Raw genomic sequence first — 17,098 nt, forward strand, 5'->3', positions numbered from 1 at the left:
GCTTCGGCCGGTCCGGGATTGTCGCGAGCGGCGAGACAAAGATGCGCGAAACGAACGAAACCACGACGGTGCCGGGAGGGGCTACGCTCGGCTGGCGCGCAGAGTTCCGCGCGACCGCCGCGCTGTCGGCGCCCCTGGCGCTCGCCAACCTGTTGCAAATGCTCACCTATGCGGTGGACGTCATTTTCATCGCCCGGCTGGGGGAGGATCCGCTGGCGGCCTCGACGCTCGCCGTTTCACTGTTCGGCCTGGTCCTGTGGGCGCTGACCTCGCTCACAGGAGCGGTCGCCCCGCTGATCGCCGAATCGATCGGTGCGCGCGCCCGCACGCCGCGCCCGGTGCGCCGCGCGACACGCATGGCATTGTGGCTGGCGGTCATCTCGGGGGCGGGCGGGATGGCAGTTTGCCTGCTGCTCGTCCCGCTGATGCGGCTGAGCGGGCAAGAAGCGCAGCTGATCCCGCTCGCCGATCAGTATAACCGCATCGTCATCTTCTCGCTGATCCCGATGCTGCTCGCCGGCGTGCTGCGCAGTTTCGTCTCGGCACTGGGCCGCCCGATCTTCGCGACCGCGATCACCGCGCTCGGCATCGTCATTAACAGCATCGCCAACTACGCCTTCATCTTCGGCAATTTCGGCGCGCCCGAACTGGGGCTGGCGGGCGCGGCGATCGCAACCAATATCACCGCGTCGGTGGTACTCGGTGCCTATGTCGCGGCAATCTCGCTCGATGCGCGCATGGCGCGCTATCGCATCTTCTACCGGCTATGGCGGCCCGACTGGACGCGCATGCGGCGCATCCTCGTGGTCGGCACGCCGATCGCCCTTACCGTGACCGCCGAGGCCGGCATTTTCGGCGCCGCGCCCTTCCTCATCGGTCAATTCGGCCCCGCCCAGGTCGCCGGACATGCGCTCGCGCTCCAGCTGGCCGCGCTTGCCTTCCAGGTGCCGTTCGGCGTGGGGCAGGCGGCGACCATCCGCGTCGGCTATGCCTATGGCGCGCGCGATGCGGTGGGGATCGGGCGCGCCGGCTGGGCCGCGCTGGCGATCAGCACTAGCTTCATGACGATAACCGCGGCGGCGATGGTGCTGTTCCCGCGCGCGCTGCTTTCGATCTATGTCGATCCGGACGACGTCGCCAATGCGGCGGTGGTCGGCTTCGCGCTTAAGTTCCTGGTCTTTGCCGCCGCGTTCCAGCTCGTCGATGGGGTACAGGCGGTCGCCGCCGGCGCGCTCAGGGGGTTGCAGGACACGCGCGTGCCGATGTGGATCGCGATCTTCAGCTATTGGGTGCCCGGTATCGGCGCCGCGTTGCTGTTCGCCTTCGCGCTCGGGCTCGAAGGCGTCGGCGTCTGGATCGGGCTATCGACCGGGCTTGCTTGCGCCGCCGTGCTCCTTTTGTGGCGCTGGATGGCGCGGGAGCGATTGGGGCTGACCGCACGCTCGTCCGGCGGCGCATACGAACCCGCGCGCGCGTAGGCGACAATCCGCGCGATTTTTTCCTGAACAACGGTTGACTCATGCGCGGGGCGCAACCATCTGCGCTCTCGTTGGCACTCTGGACCAGAGAGTGCCAAACCGTGTTTTGAACCCTATCAAAGAAAGGTCATCCATCATGGCATTTCGTCCGCTGCACGACCGTGTCGTCGTGCGCCGCATCGAAGCCGACCAGAAGACCGCTGGCGGCATCATCATCCCCGACTCCGCGCAGGAAAAGCCGTCCGAAGGCGAGATCGTCTCCGTCGGCGAAGGCGCTCGCGACGACGACGGCGATCGCATTCCGCTGGACGTCAAGGCCGGCGACCGCGTGCTGTTCGGCAAGTGGTCGGGCACCGAGGTCAAGATCGACGGCGAAGACCTGCTGATCATGAAGGAAAGCGACATCATGGGCGTGATCGCCTGATGAGCCTGTGAGTCCCGGCGAACGCTGGGACCTCCCTCGATATCGTACGAGACCCCAGCCCCCGGAAATTCTGGCGCTGGGGATTACCAAAGTTTCGAAAGGAAATTACCATGGCTGCCAAGGACGTGAAGTTCAGCCGCGAAGCCCGTGAGGGCATCATGAAGGGCGTCGATACGCTCGCCAACGCCGTCAAGGTGACGCTGGGGCCCAAGGGCCGCAACGTCGTGCTCGACAAGAGCTTCGGCGCGCCGCGCATCACCAAGGACGGCGTAACTGTCGCCAAGGAAATCGAGCTTGAGAACAAGTTCGAAAATATGGGCGCGCAGATGCTCAAGGAAGTGGCGTCGAAGACCAACGACATCGCCGGCGACGGCACCACCACCGCCACCGTTCTGGGCCAGGCGATCGCCCGCGAAGGCATGACCGCGGTTGCCGCCGGCATGAACCCGATGGACCTCAAGCGCGGCATCGATCTGGCGACCGCCAAGGTCGTCGAGAACCTTAAGAGCCGTTCCAAGGACGTGTCCGGTTCCTCCGAAATCGCGCAGGTTGGCGTGATCTCCGCCAATGGCGACAAGGAAGTCGGCGAGAAGATCGCCGAAGCCATGGAGAAGGTCGGCAAGGAAGGCGTTATCACCGTCGAGGAAGCCAAGGGCCTCGAATTCGAGCTCGACGTCGTCGAAGGCATGCAGTTCGACCGCGGCTACCTCTCGCCCTACTTCATCACTAATCCGGACAAGATGCTTGTCGAACTCGACAACCCCTACATCCTGATCCACGAGAAGAAGCTGTCGAACCTGCAGTCGATGTTGCCGGTGCTCGAAGCGGCTGTCCAGAGCGGTCGCCCGCTGCTGATCATCGCCGAGGACATCGAAGGCGAAGCGCTCGCGACCCTCGTCGTGAACAAGCTGCGCGGCGGCCTGAAGGTCGCGGCGGTCAAGGCACCGGGCTTCGGCGATCGTCGCAAGGCCATGCTGCAGGACATCGCGATCCTCACCAAGGGTGAAATGATCAGCGAAGACCTCGGCATCAAGCTGGAAAACGTCACGCTCGGCATGCTCGGCGAAGCCAAGCGCGTCACCATCGACAAGGACAACACGACCATCGTCGATGGCGCGGGCGACGAAGCCGACATCAAGGCGCGCGTCGGTGAAATCCGCACGCAGATCGACAATACCACCAGCGACTACGACCGCGAGAAGCTGCAAGAGCGTCTCGCCAAGCTCGCCGGCGGCGTTGCCGTGATCAAGGTAGGCGGTGCGTCCGAAGTCGAGGTGAAGGAGCGCAAGGACCGCGTCGACGACGCGCTTCACGCGACCCGCGCCGCGGTCGAGGAAGGCATCGTCCCGGGCGGCGGCACCGCGCTGCTCTACGCGACGAAGGTGCTTAACGGCCTCAAGGGCGAGAATGACGACCAGACCCGCGGCATCGACATCGTGCGCCGCGCGATCATGGCGCCGGTTCGCCAGATCGCCCAGAATGCCGGCCATGACGGTGCGGTCGTCTCGGGCAACCTGCTGCGCGAGGACAACGAAAGCCAAGGCTTCAACGCCGCGACCGACACTTACGAAGACCTCGTCGCCGCCGGCGTGATCGACCCGACCAAGGTCGTTCGCACCGCGCTTCAGGATGCGGCCTCGGTTGCCGGTCTGCTGATCACCACCGAAGCGGCGATCACCGACGCTCCGGAAGGCGACAAGGCCGGTCCTGCAATGCCCGATATGGGCGGAATGGGCGGCATGGGAGGCATGGGCGGCTTCTAAGCCTCCGTCCCCTCTATCGTACCACCAAAAGGCCCCGTCGGCATCGTCCGGCGGGGCCTTTTTGCGTCCCGTCCCCTGCGGTTTGCCCGCAACAATTCGGCGCCTCATGCGTTGTAATGCAAAAGGAGACAGACCCATGAAATTACCGCAGAACGCCCATGTTGCCGTCGTCGACGGTGAAACGTTCCTGCTCTTTCGCAACGAGGGCCAGCTGTTCGAACCCAAGCTCGCGAAGGAGAAGAGCCCCGACCTCGACGTCACCAATTTCAGCGCCGGAGTGCGTCACCAGGACGATGTCGGACGCGAGCTCGGCCGCACACAGCTCGACGAACTGGCGCATGGTGCCGCAGTCGCCGAATGGCTGAGCGCGAAGGCCATATCGGGCGATCTGCACGACGTCCTGATCATCGCCGATCCCAAATCGCTGGGCGAGATGCGCAATCACTATCATTCCGAGCTTGAAAAGAGAGTGGTGGGCGAGATCGACAAGACCCTGACCGGGCAGCCAGTCGATAAAATCGAGCAGGCGATTATGGCTGCCGAATAAGACCCACTCCCCCAAACCCAAAACCCCGCCGGGCCTTCGTCCGGCGGGGTTTTTCGTTTGCCTAACAGCGCCCTTCCCATTTCGGGCGCCATCCCGCATGAACCCGGCAACGCATTTCGCTCACGAGGATGACGATGAAAACCAAATTTGCCGCCCTGCTGCTTGCCACCGCCGCGCTGCCCTATGGCGCGCTGGCCGAGAACCACACGGACGCCGCCGAATGCACCGCCAGCCAGAGCGAGTGCCTCGCGCAGTGGTTTGCCGCAAAGTGGGAGGAAGAACTAGCCTTTAGCCCGATCCGGCAAACCTCGCTTGGCATGAAGACCAATTACGACAAGATCGACAGCTTCACGCGCGAAGACAGCCTCGAGCAGATCCAGTGGTGGCAGGATGCGGCGGCCGAGATGAAGGCGAATTTCGATTACGAGGCACTGACGCCCGAGGCGAAGCTTTCCTACGACATGTTCGAATATCGCGCCGACAGCGCCGCGCGCGGGGGCCGGTTTCTCGATCAGCAATATATTCTGCACCAGATGGGCGCGGCGCATTCCGCTCTGCCGAGCTTCCTCTTGAGCCAGCACGGCGTCGAGACCGAGGCCGACATGGAGGCGTTCATCGCGCGGCTCGGTGGGCTCGGCACGGCGATGAACCAGCTACTGGACGAGGCCTATACCAATGCGGTTGCCGGCGTGCGCCCGCCGCGCTTCAGCTATGACGCGGTGATCGAGGAGTCACGCAAGCTGATCACCGGTGCGCCGTTCGACGATGGCGAACCCTCTGCGCTCTGGACGGGTACCGAGGAGCGGCTTGCCGGCCTCATCGAAAGCGGCGAAATCAGCGAGGAACGCGCCGGCGAATTGCGCGAGGAAGCGCGCCGCGTGCTCCTGACGCAAACCGCGCCCGCCTACCAGCGGGTCATCGACTGGTACACCGCCGACCGCCCCAACAGCGACGAGGAGGCCAAGGGCGTTACGCAGCTCCCCAACGGCGAAGCCTATTACCAGCATCAGCTGCGCATGATGACCACCACCGATCTCACCGCGGATGAAATCCACGAGCTCGGCCTTGCCGAGGTCGCGCGCATTCGCGGCGAGATGGAAGCGATCATGGAGCGGACCGGCTTCGACGGCACTTTGCAGGAATTCTTCGTCTTCACCCGCACCGATCCGCAATTCTATTTCGCCGACAACGAGGAAGGCGCGCAGGACTATATCGAGCGCGCCACCATGCATATCGACGAGCTGACCGCGCGGCTGCCCGAATTCTTCGGTCGCCTGCCCAAGGCCGAGCTTGAAGTGCGCCGGGTCGAATCCTTCCGCGAACAGGATGGCGCCGCGCAGCATTATCGCCCCGGCACGCCCGACGGTTCGCGCCCCGGCATCTATTACGCCCACCTCTCCGACATGACCGCGATGCCGATCCCGCCGCTGGAAGCGATCGCCTATCACGAGGGCAATCCGGGCCACCACATGCAGGTCTCGATCGCACAGGAATTGGAGGGCGTGCCCGATTTCCGCTCAAAAGGCGGCTTCATCTCCGCCTATGGCGAGGGCTGGGCGCTCTATTCCGAGGCGCTGGCGAAGGAAATGGGCGGCTATGAAGACCCCTATTCGGACTTCGGCCGGCTGCAATCCGAGATGTGGCGCGCGATCCGGCTGGTGGTCGACACCGGCATCCATGCCAAGGGTTGGACCGAGGACGAGGCGGTTCAATACAGCCTCGAAAATTCGCCCAATCCCGAAACCGTCGCGCGGAGCGAAGTGCAGCGCTATTTCGTGCTGCCGGGGCAGGCGACCAGCTACAAGATCGGCATGATTCGCATCCAACAATTACGTGAGCGGGCCGAACGCGAGCTAGGCGAGGATTTCGACATTCGCGGCTTCCACGACACCGTGCTGGGCGGCGGTTCGGTGCCACTGTCGCTCTTGGAGAAGCAGGTCGACAACTGGATCGCTTCGGTCAAGGGGGGCTGACCGAGCTACTCGAAAGAAGAGGGCGGCGTAGCTCCTCGCTGCGCCGCCCTTCTCTTATCCGCGTGCGTTGAACCTAGCCGCCCGAACGGCTCGCCTCCACCGCTTCGACGACGCTTTGGTCCCACGTCACCTGCGTCTGCGTCTGCGGGTTGAAGCGCGCATTCTCGTAAGCAGCCGCTTCCGCCGCGGCGATTTCGGCGGCGGTGAGATATTCGCTCGGCTCCAATGCGAAGACATCGAGCCCGCGGGTGATCTCGGTGCCGTAGATGCGACCGTTATACCAGTAGGACGACCAATAGCCGCCCACCACCAGCTGCTCGTCGTCGATCGCGCCGCGATCGAAGAAGGCGATCTCTTTGGGGTTCGTGCTGTCGGTGAAGTCCATCACGCTGATCCCACCCTGATACCAGGACTGCACGAAGATATCGCGGCCCGGCACCGGGATGATCGAGCCGTTATGTGCGACGCAATTCTCGAACTCTCCCTGCGGCCCGGGCATCTTGTAATGGCTGCGGAATTCCAGCTTGCCATCGACGATGTCGTAAATCGCATTGGCGCCCCAGGTCATCGGGTCCGACGCCTTGCAGCGCGGGCGCCCGCCCCCGCCCCATTCGTCGGTGAAGATCACCTTGGTGCCGTCATTGTTGAACGTCGCCGAATGCCAATAGGCGAAGCCCTTGTCGAAGACGGCGTCGATCCGCACCGGGTTCATCGGATCGGAGATGTCCATCAGGATGCCGTTGCCCGAACAGGCGCCGGCGGCGAGATCGAGCGCGGGGAAGACGGTGATGTCGTGGCACTGATTGGTCTGGCGCGTGTCCTGCGCGCCCTCTTCGCTTTCGCCGCCCTTCCACAGACCGGCAATCTCGCCCGTTTCGGCATCGGCAAAGACGCGCGGGCTACTGATAATGCGCGCCGCCGCGGGATTGGCGACCGGAATTTCGATCACGTCGATGCTGAACAGGGCCGTGCGGCTGTCCGCGGGATTGTCGATGCAGCGCGCCAGCTCCTCGGTATCGCGCACGCGGCTGGTGCCGGAATTATAGACCACGATCCGCTCCGCGTCGGAGCTGACGATCGAATGGGTATGACTGCCGCGGCAGGTCTGGATCTGGCCGACCTGGCGCACATTGTTGAGATCGGAGATGTCGAAGATGCGCAGGCCGCGGAACCGCTCCTCGCTGACATCGCCCTCGACGCCCTGCAGCCCGCAATCGACGCGGCCGCGGGTCTGTTCGACGCTCATCACGAGAAGGTCGCCGACCACCGACACGTCGCCCTGACCGCCCGGACACACGACCGAGGAGACGAGGTTCGGCACGCCGTCTTCGCCGAGGCGATAGAAGTTGAAGCCGTGATAGTTCCCGGCAACCATGATGTCGTCGAAGAAAGCGATATCGGTGTTGGCGAAATCGAGCAGCGGCGCGCGCTCGGCAAATTCGGTCAGGGTTTCGCCGTCCTCGTCGGGCTCGGCGATTTCATCGTCGTTCTCGGCTTCTTCACCCTCATATTCGTTGTCCTCGTCCTCGGGCACGGGCGGGCGCAGATCGGCCGGATTGTCCGGATTGTAGAAGCCTGCCGGCTTGGGCAGGCTCGCGACCTTGCGCAGGTTCAGAATCGCTTCCTCGGCATCGGCGAAACCATGCGCCAGCCCGGCGCGCGGATCGCTCGACAACCCGGCGAGCACCGCATCCATCCGCTCGATCTCGGTGGTCTGATCGGCATCGATGTCGTTGACGAACTGATAGAGCACGGGGTCCGCGGCACTGCCCGGCTGATCGAGCAGCTCGGTCACCATATCGATCGCGCCTTCGTGATGCGCGATCATCAATGTGAGGAACATCCGGTCGAATTCGGCGCCCTCAAGCGTGGCGAGCTCGGCCATTTCCTCCGGCGTCGCCATGCCGACCATCTGCGAATGATCGACCCCGTGCTGCATCCCGCCATGCTGCGAATGGTCCATGCCCGCATGATCCATGCCCGCATGGTCCATGCCGACCATCACGGTGGCCTCGCCGCGCGTCTCGAGCCATTCGTTCATGAACTCGATCTCGTCCGCCTGGCTGGCCAGGATCTTGTCGGCGATGGTGACCACTTCTTCGTCATTGGTGCGATCCGCGACCAGCTCCGCCATTGCGACCGCCTGCTGGTGGTGCACGATCATGCCGCGCATGAAGGCGACGTCCGCGGGGCTGTAGCTCGACCGGGCGATTTCGCTTGCTTCATCGGCGCTCAGCATCTTGCCGGGCTGGCCGGGCGCGCCCGGCTGAAGGATCGGGGCGGACTGCGCCATCGCCACGGCCGATCCGCTCATGAGGAGGGTGGTCAGAGTGGCGCGGATGGCGGCCGAGGGCATGAGGGGCATGTGCGATTGTCCTGTCTGGAGATGAATTGACGATCTGTCTGCCCGATGAAAGGCACGTGTCAAGGGGACAGCGAGACAGCGTGACATCGCCCGCTTCCGCCAATGACCCGGAACCGATCCTCCGCATGCGGATTGATAGGGAACCGCGAAGATCGCTACATGCCCGATAGTTTGCCGCGCGATGCGCACGGTTCGTCGCACGCGACCAAATGAGCGCTTGCTGCGACGAATCGCGCATTAGAAGATGCGGCGTTTAAGCGCACGGCAATCCCGGACGGAGTATATATCCCGCATGCTAGCCCGCCTTCTTGCTCCAATCGCCCGGCCCTTCGCCGCCTCCATTGCCGCCCTGGCCCTGGCGCTTCCCGCCGCCCCTGCCGCGGCGCAAACGACCGAGCTGCATGCGAGTTTCGACCAGGCACTGGGCACGCAAATGCGCGAGCCCGAGACGTTCGAGGCGATCTATGCAAACTCGTTCGAACAGCGCATCGCCGAGCTCGCAAATGGTGACAAGGGGCGCATCGGGGTTGCGGCCTGGGATCTGGCGACTGGTGAGAAAGTCGCGGTTCTGGGCGATCAGCTGTTCCCGATGGCCTCGACCAGCAAGATCGCGGTCGCGGCCAAATATCTCGAAATGGTCGAGCAGGGCCAATATTCGCTGACTTCGGAATTTCCGCTGCTGATCCCGGTGCGTTCGGCCAAGTTCTCCTCGCCGGCAGCCCCGGTTCGCAAGGGCAATTACATGCCGGCGATCGATCTTATCGAGATCATGATCACCCGCTCGAGCAATCCCGCGACCGATGCGCTGCTTGCCGCCGTCGGTGGGCCGCAGGCGGTGAACGACTGGATGCGGCGCCAGGGCATCGCCGAATTTTCGATCGACCGCGATATCGCGACGTTGGTGCGCGACGATGGCGAATACGACCCGGCAAGCCAGATCGACCCGCGCGACGCCGCGACGCCGAACGCGATGGTCCGCCTGCTCGCCGGCCTGTATCGCGGCGACTTCCTGTCCGAACGCAGCCGGCAGGTAATCCTGGGGGCAATGAACCGCACGGTCACTGGAAAGCGGCGGATCGTCGCCAATATGCCGGACGAGGCGCGGGTTGGCCACAAGACGGGTTCGCTCAACAACACGTCGAGCGATATCGGCGTCATCGAAAGTCCCGACGGGCGCGCGATCGCGGTCGCGATCTACGTGACCGGCCAGGGTTCGCGGCTCGCCCGCGAAAGGCGTATCGCCAGCATCGCCCGCGCGCTTTACGATGGGTTCGGCGCGCGCGCCCGGCAGAACCGCAACTGGACCAGCGCGCCCGGCATTCCGGGCACCGGCAGCTAGGCCTTTCGCGCACTATCGAAGATACGAAAAAGGCGGCACCCCCGGATAGGAGGCGCCGCCCTTTTTCTGATCGATCGTCCGAAGACGATCGGGCGAATTAGTCTTCGCCTTCCATTTCGGCTTCGGCTTCCATCGCCGCTTCTTCGGCAGCCATTTCGGTTTCGGCAGCGCCTTCTTCGATAGCCATTTCGGCTTCTTCCATTTCGGAATCCATGGCTTCGGCGTTGGCTTCGGTATCGGCAACCATCGCCTCGTCCATATCGCCAGCTTCGTCCGCAGTCTCGCTGCAGGCGGCGAGGCCGAGCGCCGAAGTGGCGATGGCGGCGGCAAGAACGATCTTACGCATAATAGAAATCCTTGTTCAACTCAAAGGAACGGCGCGCCCATGGAGGAGGGCTGGCGCCGAAGCCAGACGTGTGATCCCCCGGCTTCCAATCCCAAATAATGGCCGAATTATGGCAAATCAAGCGAATTGTGGCAGAAGGTCCAATTTCGGCCTGCTTTTTGCCACAATCGCGCGGCGCATTCAAACGGTGGCAATCCTCACCGGCCCCAATTTTGCGCGTCAAACCGGCTTACGCGCATGGTTTCCCGGTGCTAGCACTCCGCGCCATGCCTTCCGAGCAACAACATCTCTATCTTGTGGACGGTTCGTCCTACATCTTTCGCGCCTATCACCGCCTGCCGCCGCTGACCGACCCGGAAGGGACGCCGGTGGGCGCGGTCTATGGCTACACCACCATGCTGTGGAAGCTGGCGGACGATCTCGACGAGGCCGATGGGCCGACGCATCTCGCGGTCATTCTCGACAAGGATTCGACCAGTTTTCGCAACGAGATCTATCCCGACTACAAGGCCAACCGCCCCGATCCGCCCGAGGATCTGCAGCCACAATTCCCGCTGATTCGCGATGCGACGCGCGCCTTTAGCCTCCCCTGCATCGAGGAGCAGGGGCTCGAGGCCGACGACCTCATCGCCTCCTATGCGCGCGCGGCGCAGCGGCGGGGGTGGAACGTGACCATCGTCTCCTCGGACAAGGATCTGATGCAGCTCGTCGGCGAGGCAAAGGGCGATGAGGGCGCGGGTCGGATCGATATGCTCGACACCATGAAGTCGCAGCGCATCTATGTGGACGAGGTCGAGGCGAAGTTCGGCGTCGCCCCGGAGCTGGTCGGCGATGTCCTCGCGCTGATGGGCGACAGCGTCGACAACATCCCGGGCATCTACGGCGTCGGACCAAAGACCGCGTCCAAGCTGATCGCCGAACACGGCTCGCTCACCGCCGCGCTCGACCAGGCGCCGTCGATGAAGACCTCGAAGCTCAAGGAGCGCCTGATCGAGGGCCGCGATGATGCCGAGATGAGCCGCGTGCTAGTGACACTCAAGGAGGATTGCGATCTTCCCGTCCCGCTCGAAGACATGCGGATCGAGACTATCCCGACCGAGCCGCTCGCCGCTTTCCTCGAAAAGCACGGCTTCACCTCGCTGTTGAAGCGGCTGGGGGCCGGGGCCGGGAGCCCGGACAGGCCTAACAATCTCGATCCCGCAAAAGCGGACAAGGAGGGGGATACGGGTCAGGCCGGCGCCCACCGCCAGCCCCTGCCCGACCTGCCAAAGGTCGATCACAGCGCCTACGAAACGGTGCAGAACGTGGAGCGCCTCGAACATTGGGTCGCCCGTGCGAGCGCCGCGCGTTTGGTGGCGGTCGATACGGAGACCTCTTCGCTCGATTGCATGCAATGCGATCTCGTCGGCGTCAGCCTTGCGGTGGGGCCGAGCGATGCCTGCTACATCCCCCTTGCCCATGGCGGCTCGGACATGTTCGACGAACCGCCCCCGCAGGTGCCGATGGAGGAGGCGCTCGTGCTGCTGAAGCCGATGCTCGAAGACCCGGCGGTGCTCAAGGTCTTCCAGAACGGCAAATACGATCTCAACGTCCTCGCCCGACATTCCATCGCCGTCTCACCGATCGAGGATACGATGGTGATGAGCTTCGATCTCGACGCCGGGCGCGGCGAGGGGATCGGCGGCGGTCACGGAATGGACGAGCTGTCCGAGCGCCACCTCGGCCATACGCCGCTCGCCTTCAAGGAAGTGTGCGGTACGGGCAAGAAGGCGATCCCCTTCGGCGAAGTCCCGCTTGACCGCGCGACCGAATATGCCGCCGAGGATGCCGACGTCACCTGGCGGCTCTACCGCATGTTCGAGCCGCGCCTTGCCGAGGAGGGTGCGACCCGCATTTACGAGCGGGTGGATCGCCCGCTCATCCCGGTGGTCGCCGCCATGGAGCGCGAGGGCATCAAGGTCGAGCGAGCGCGCCTCGCCAAACTGTCCGAGGAATTCGCCGCCGAAACCGCTTCGCTCGAGCAGGAAATTCACGCCATCGCCGGGCGGGAATTCGCCGTCGGCAGTCCCAAGCAGCTGGGCGATGTGCTGTTCGACGAGATGGGGTTCAAGGGCGGGAAGAAGGGCAAAAGCGGACAACATTCGACCGATCAGTCGGTGCTCGAAAATCTCGCCAAGGACGCGGCTGCCCAGCCGATCGCCCGAAAGGTGCTGGAATGGCGGCATCTCTCCAAACTGAAATCGACCTATACCGATGCGCTGCAAGGGCAGATCAATCCCGAGACCGGGCGCGTCCACACCAGCTACAGCTTGGCCGGCGCGCAGACCGGTCGCCTGTCCTCGACCGATCCCAACCTGCAGAACATTCCGATCCGCACCGCCATCGGCCGCACCATCCGCGAAGCCTTCGTCCCCGAGGAGGGCAACGTCCTGCTCGCCGCCGATTACAGCCAGATCGAATTGCGACTGGCCGCGCATATGGCCGATGTCGCCACGCTCAAGGAAGCGTTCGCGAAGGGCGAGGACATCCATGCGCGCACCGCGACCGAGATGTTCGGCGAAGTCACACGCGACACGCGCGCGCGGGCCAAGACGATCAATTTCGCGATCCTCTACGGCATTTCGCGCTGGGGCCTGGCCGGCCGGCTCGAAGTCGATCCCGACGAGGCGCAGGACATGATCGACACCTATTTCCAGCGCTTCCCCGGCATCCAGCGCTACATCATGGAAACGCTCGAAACGGTGCGGACACGCGGCTATTCGGAAACCCTGTTCGGACGCAAGACGTGGTTTCCGCGGATCCGCTCGAAGAACCAGGGCGAGCGCCAGGGCTCCGAACGCGCGGCGATCAACGCGCCGATCCAGGGGACCAGCGCCGATATTATCAAGCGGGCGATGGCGCGAATGATGCCGGCGCTCCGCGATGCAGGATTGAACGACGTAAGGATGCTGCTGCAAGTGCATGACGAATTGGTGTTCGAGCTGCCCGAAGGTGATGTCGAACGCGCCTCGCCGGTGATCGAGCGCGTTATGGCCGAGGCCGCGCGCCCCGCGGTCACGCTCGACGTGCCGCTCGCCATCGATATCGGCACTGGCGCCAGCTGGGATGCAGCACATTGATCGACCGGCTGCGCAGCGGCGATATCACCATCGACTGGGACCAGTTCGCCCTCACGAGCTTGACCGTGCTGATAGCGGTAGCGGTCAGCTATCTTGCCTACCGCCTCGTCTTCGCGATCGTCGGACGGCTGGTCCGCCTATCCGAGCCCGGCACCGACAACCTGCTCATCTCGCGGATCCGCAACCCGATCAAATGGTCCTTCATCGCGATCGGCATCACCGTCGCGGCGCAGAACGATCCGTATCTGAGCCAGTGGTGGGAGCCCTTTGCCCGCTTCCTGCGCCCCGCCCTGCTCGGTTGGATCGCCTACAATATCGTGCGCGGGCTGACGGCGGCGCTCGAGATGCGGCTGGTGGATTCGGACCCGGTCGCCACGCGCAGCAAGCGGACCCGGATCGCGGTGCTCTCGCGCATCGCGGTGTTCGCGATCGTCATCATCACCGTCGGGCTGATGCTGTTCGCGATCCCCTCGGTGCGCTCCATTGGGACGACCATGCTGGCCTCGGCCGGTCTCGCCGCACTCGCCATTGGTGCCGCAGCGCAGCCGGCACTCAAATCACTGATCGCGGGGCTGCAGGTGGCGCTGACCGAGCCGATGCGGATCGGCGATCTGGTCAAGGTCGATGGAGAGGCGGGCCGGGTCGAGGAGATCCAGATGAGCTTCGTCACGGTGCGGACCTGGGACGAGCGGGTGCTGGTGGTGCCGACCAGCCGATTCCTCGACGACAGTTTCGAGAACTGGTCGCGGCTCGACGAATCGCTGACGGGCACGGTTATGCTGCATCTCGATCCGATCACCAAAGTACCGCCGATCCGTGCCGAATTCGAACGTTTCGTCCAGACCCACGAGCTGTTCGACGGGCGCAACAAGGCGCTCCTCGTGACCGAGACCTGGCCAGAGAGCATCGAATTGCGCCTGTCGATGAGCGCGCATACGATCGGGGAGTTGTTCCAACTTCGCTGCGACGTGCGCGAGCATATGATGGGCTGGCTGCGCGAGAATATGGAGGAGGCGCTGATCCGCCACCGGCTCGAAGTGCCCCACGGGCACCCCAAGGCGGGCGAACCGGGCTAGGCGCTACTCCTCCGCATTTCCGTGCTTGCTCACGCGGGTCGGCTCGAGCGTGTCGGGCGCGAAGAAGCCGATCGGATGAGCCTCCGCCGCGCGCTTCTTCAATTCGCCGCGCATCTTGCGATATTCGGCTTCCATCTTGGCGGTGACGGTAGCCCGGCTGTCGCCCAGAGCGTCCTCGAAGTCCTTCATCGCCACTTCGCTGACCTCGCCGCCCATTCGGCGCAGCGCGCCAAGCCCGGCGCGGCGCACCACGTCTTCCAGATCGGCGCCGGTGAAGCGGTCGGTCTTTTTGGCGATCGCGGCGAGATCGACATCGTCCGCGAGCGGCATCGCCTTGGTATGGATGCCCAGAATATGCTCGCGGCCTTTCTCGTCAGGCGTGCCGACATAGACCAGCTCGTCGAACCGTCCGGGGCGCAGCAGCGCGGGATCGACCAGCGTCGGACGGTTGGTCGCACCCACCACGATGACCGACTGCAGCTCTTCGAGCCCGTCCATCTCGGCGAGCACGGTGTTGACCACCCGCCCCGTCACCTGCGGTTCGCCCTGCGCGCTGCCGCGGGCGGGGACGAGGCTGTCGATCTCGTCAATGAAGACGACGCAGGGCGCAACGGCGCGCGCGCGGGCGAAGAGCTTGGCGATCTGCTGTTCGCTTTCGCCGTACCATTTAGAGAGCAGGTCAGAGCTCTTCATCGAGATGAAGTTGGCTTCGGCTTCCTTGGCGACGGCCTTCGCGAGCAGGGTCTTGCCCGTCCCCGGAGGACCGTAGAGCAGAAAGCCCTTGGCCGGGCGAATACCGAGCCGGCGAAAGGCGTCGGCATTCTTCAGCGGCAGTTCGATCCCTTCCTTGAGTGTGTCGATCGCATCGCCGATGCCGCCGACATCGTCCCAGCCGACATTGGGCATCTGGACCATGACCTCGCGCATCGCGGAAGGCTGGATGCGCTTGAGCGCACCGAAGAAATCGGCCCGCATGACGCACAGATCTTCCAGCACCTCCGGCGGGATCGTGCGTTCGTCGAGATCGAGGCGCGGCATGATCCGGCGCACCGCATCGATCGCCGCTTCCCGCGCCAATGCGGCGATATCGGCGCCGACGAAACCGTGGGTCACGCGGGCGAGCTCGGACAGGTCGACCTTGTCCTCGAGCGGCATTCCGCGGGTATGGATCGCGAGGATCTCGCGCCGCCCGCGCTGATCGGGCACGCCGATCACGATCTCGCGATCGAACCGGCCCGGTCGGCGCAGCGCCTCGTCGATGGCATCGGGCCGGTTGGTGGCGGCGATGACGACGAGATTGGCGCGCGATTCGAGCCCGTCCATCAGCGTCAGCATCTGCGCGACCAACCGCTTTTCCGCCTCCCCCGGAACGCCGCTGCGCTTGGGCGCGATCGAATCGATCTCGTCGATGAAGACGATCGCAGGCGCGGCGCGCGTCGCCTTTTCGAAGACTTCGCGTAACCGCTTTTCGCTTTCGCCATAGCCCGAACCCATGATTTCCGGGCCGTTGATGGTGAAGAATTCGGCATCGCTTTCATTCGCGACCGCCTGCGCCAACCGCGTCTTGCCGGTGCCCGGAGGGCCGTGCAGCAGCACGCCCTTGGGCGGATCGACGCCGAGCCGGATGAACAGTTCCGGATAGCGCAGCGGCAGTTCGACCATTTCGCGCAGCTGCTGGATCGTGTCGTCCATGCCGCCGACATCGTCGTAATTCACAAGGCCGCGCCCATCGCGCGGTTCCTCGAACTGGGTGCGCAGCTCGACCTCGGTATTCTCGTCGATATGGACGATGCCCTTGGGGGTCGTCGAGTGGACCGACAGGCGAATCTGCGTGAGCGCATAGGCCGGTGCGCGCAACAACTGGCGCACGTCGCTCGGCATGTTCTGCACCGGCTGTTGCCCGGTCGTCGCGACGAGATCGCCCGCGACCAGCGGCTTCTTGAAGAAATTGCGCTTCAGCGCCTGGGTGGGGCCCTGGAGACGCATCTCGCGTTGTGCCGGGGCGAAAACGACGCGGGTGGCCGGGCGCGAATCGCTGGCCTCGATCTCGACGTGTTCGCCCGAACCGGTCTCGGCATTGCCGCGCTGCAAACCGTCGAGACGGACGACATCGAGCGTGTCGTCTTCCTCGTAAGCCGGCATCGCGATCGCCGCGGTCATCCGCTTGCCGCTGATCTGAACGACGTCGCCCTCGGTGATGCCAAGTCTCTGAAAGGCACTGCGCGGCATGCGGGCGATGCCCTGACCCGATTCCTCCTGACGGGCAGGAGCGACCTGCAAGCGCGCGGTGCGGGCAGGGGCGGCAGTGTCGGCATCGGCCATGAAGGATATGTCCTTGGAAGCGGGCGGGGCGTCGAATGTAGGCCCGCTAGCTAAGCAGCGCAGCGGGCGATTGCAAACCACGCGCAGCCGCATTGCAGGCCGGACGCCACCGACCTGCCGCGAAAGGGGAGGCCGGCAAGAAAAAAGCCCGGCACTAAGGCCGGGCTTGAAAGTTTGGGAGAGGATGCCTGAAAGGCACGATCTGTTATGTCCTTCCGGTCATTTTTGTGCAAATGCGAAGGGCGCACCCTTTGTTGCAAATAACGCATCATATCTAAGCCTTAATCGCCCCAGCGTTCGCTTATTGCAATTTATGCTGCTAATTTCGGCAGCAATTGCTTAATTT

The 17,098-nt window shown here is 64.1% G+C and carries 11 protein-coding genes; 8 read left to right on the forward strand and 3 right to left on the reverse strand.

Features of this window, described 5'->3' with window-relative positions:
- Nucleotides 1-41: 41 nt before the first annotated feature.
- The 5 genes from V2I30_RS09790 to V2I30_RS09810 all read left to right on the forward strand — a co-directional run bounded on the left by V2I30_RS09790 (nt 42) and on the right by V2I30_RS09810 (nt 6,185).
- Nucleotides 42-1,478 carry an MATE family efflux transporter gene (locus V2I30_RS09790; RefSeq protein ID WP_330661976.1) on the forward strand — a complete coding sequence of 479 codons (1,437 nt, stop codon included), beginning with the start codon at nt 42-44 and terminating at the stop codon, nt 1,476-1,478.
- Nucleotides 1,479-1,614: 136 nt separating this feature from the next.
- Complete coding sequence (gene groES, locus V2I30_RS09795) at nt 1,615-1,902, forward strand: co-chaperone GroES (protein WP_330661977.1); 288 nt, start codon at nt 1,615-1,617, stop codon at nt 1,900-1,902.
- Nucleotides 1,903-2,012: 110 nt separating this feature from the next.
- A complete protein-coding gene (gene groL, locus V2I30_RS09800) occupies nt 2,013-3,665 on the forward strand; it encodes a chaperonin GroEL (protein ID WP_330661978.1) in 1,653 nt (550 codons plus the stop codon).
- Between the two features lie 136 nt (nt 3,666-3,801).
- Nucleotides 3,802-4,212, forward strand: a complete 411-nt coding sequence (locus V2I30_RS09805; protein WP_330661979.1) for a baeRF12 domain-containing protein — start codon at nt 3,802-3,804, stop codon at nt 4,210-4,212.
- Between the two features lie 134 nt (nt 4,213-4,346).
- Nucleotides 4,347-6,185: a DUF885 domain-containing protein gene (locus V2I30_RS09810; RefSeq protein ID WP_330661980.1), complete on the forward strand. Its 1,839-nt coding sequence runs from the start codon at nt 4,347-4,349 to the stop codon at nt 6,183-6,185.
- A 73-nt stretch (nt 6,186-6,258) separates the two neighbouring features.
- Here V2I30_RS09810 and V2I30_RS09815 read toward each other — a convergent pair whose 3' ends face one another.
- The gene (locus V2I30_RS09815) at nt 6,259-8,550 is read right to left on the reverse strand and encodes a DUF305 domain-containing protein (RefSeq protein ID WP_330661981.1); all 2,292 of its coding nucleotides are present in this window, start codon (nt 8,548-8,550) and stop codon (nt 6,259-6,261) included.
- A 292-nt stretch (nt 8,551-8,842) separates the two neighbouring features.
- Here V2I30_RS09815 and V2I30_RS09820 point away from each other — a divergent pair, with 292 nt between their 5' ends.
- On the forward strand, nt 8,843-9,889 hold the full coding sequence (locus V2I30_RS09820) for a serine hydrolase (protein ID WP_330661982.1): 1,047 nt from the start codon (nt 8,843-8,845) through the stop codon (nt 9,887-9,889).
- Nucleotides 9,890-9,986: 97 nt separating this feature from the next.
- On the opposite strand, the gene V2I30_RS09825 is transcribed toward V2I30_RS09820, so the two are convergent.
- On the reverse strand, nt 9,987-10,235 hold the full coding sequence (locus V2I30_RS09825; RefSeq protein WP_330661983.1) for a hypothetical protein: 249 nt from the start codon (nt 10,233-10,235) through the stop codon (nt 9,987-9,989).
- A 266-nt stretch (nt 10,236-10,501) separates the two neighbouring features.
- Between V2I30_RS09825 and polA the strand changes: the two genes are divergently transcribed.
- Together polA and V2I30_RS09835 are read left to right on the forward strand one after the other, a co-directional pair.
- Nucleotides 10,502-13,354: a DNA polymerase I gene (gene polA, locus V2I30_RS09830; RefSeq protein WP_330661984.1), complete on the forward strand. Its 2,853-nt coding sequence runs from the start codon at nt 10,502-10,504 to the stop codon at nt 13,352-13,354.
- Nucleotides 13,351-14,430: a mechanosensitive ion channel family protein gene (locus tag V2I30_RS09835; RefSeq protein WP_330661985.1), complete on the forward strand. Its 1,080-nt coding sequence runs from the start codon at nt 13,351-13,353 to the stop codon at nt 14,428-14,430. Before polA ends, V2I30_RS09835 begins: the two co-directional genes overlap by 4 nt.
- Nucleotides 14,431-14,433: 3 nt before the next feature.
- On the opposite strand, the gene V2I30_RS09840 is transcribed toward V2I30_RS09835, so the two are convergent.
- Complete coding sequence (locus V2I30_RS09840; RefSeq protein ID WP_330661986.1) at nt 14,434-16,752, reverse strand: CDC48 family AAA ATPase; 2,319 nt, start codon at nt 16,750-16,752, stop codon at nt 14,434-14,436.
- Nucleotides 16,753-17,098: the final 346 nt, after the last annotated feature.

The organism is Erythrobacter sp. (assembly GCF_036351135.1).
GTDB lineage: Bacteria > Pseudomonadota > Alphaproteobacteria > Sphingomonadales > Sphingomonadaceae > Erythrobacter.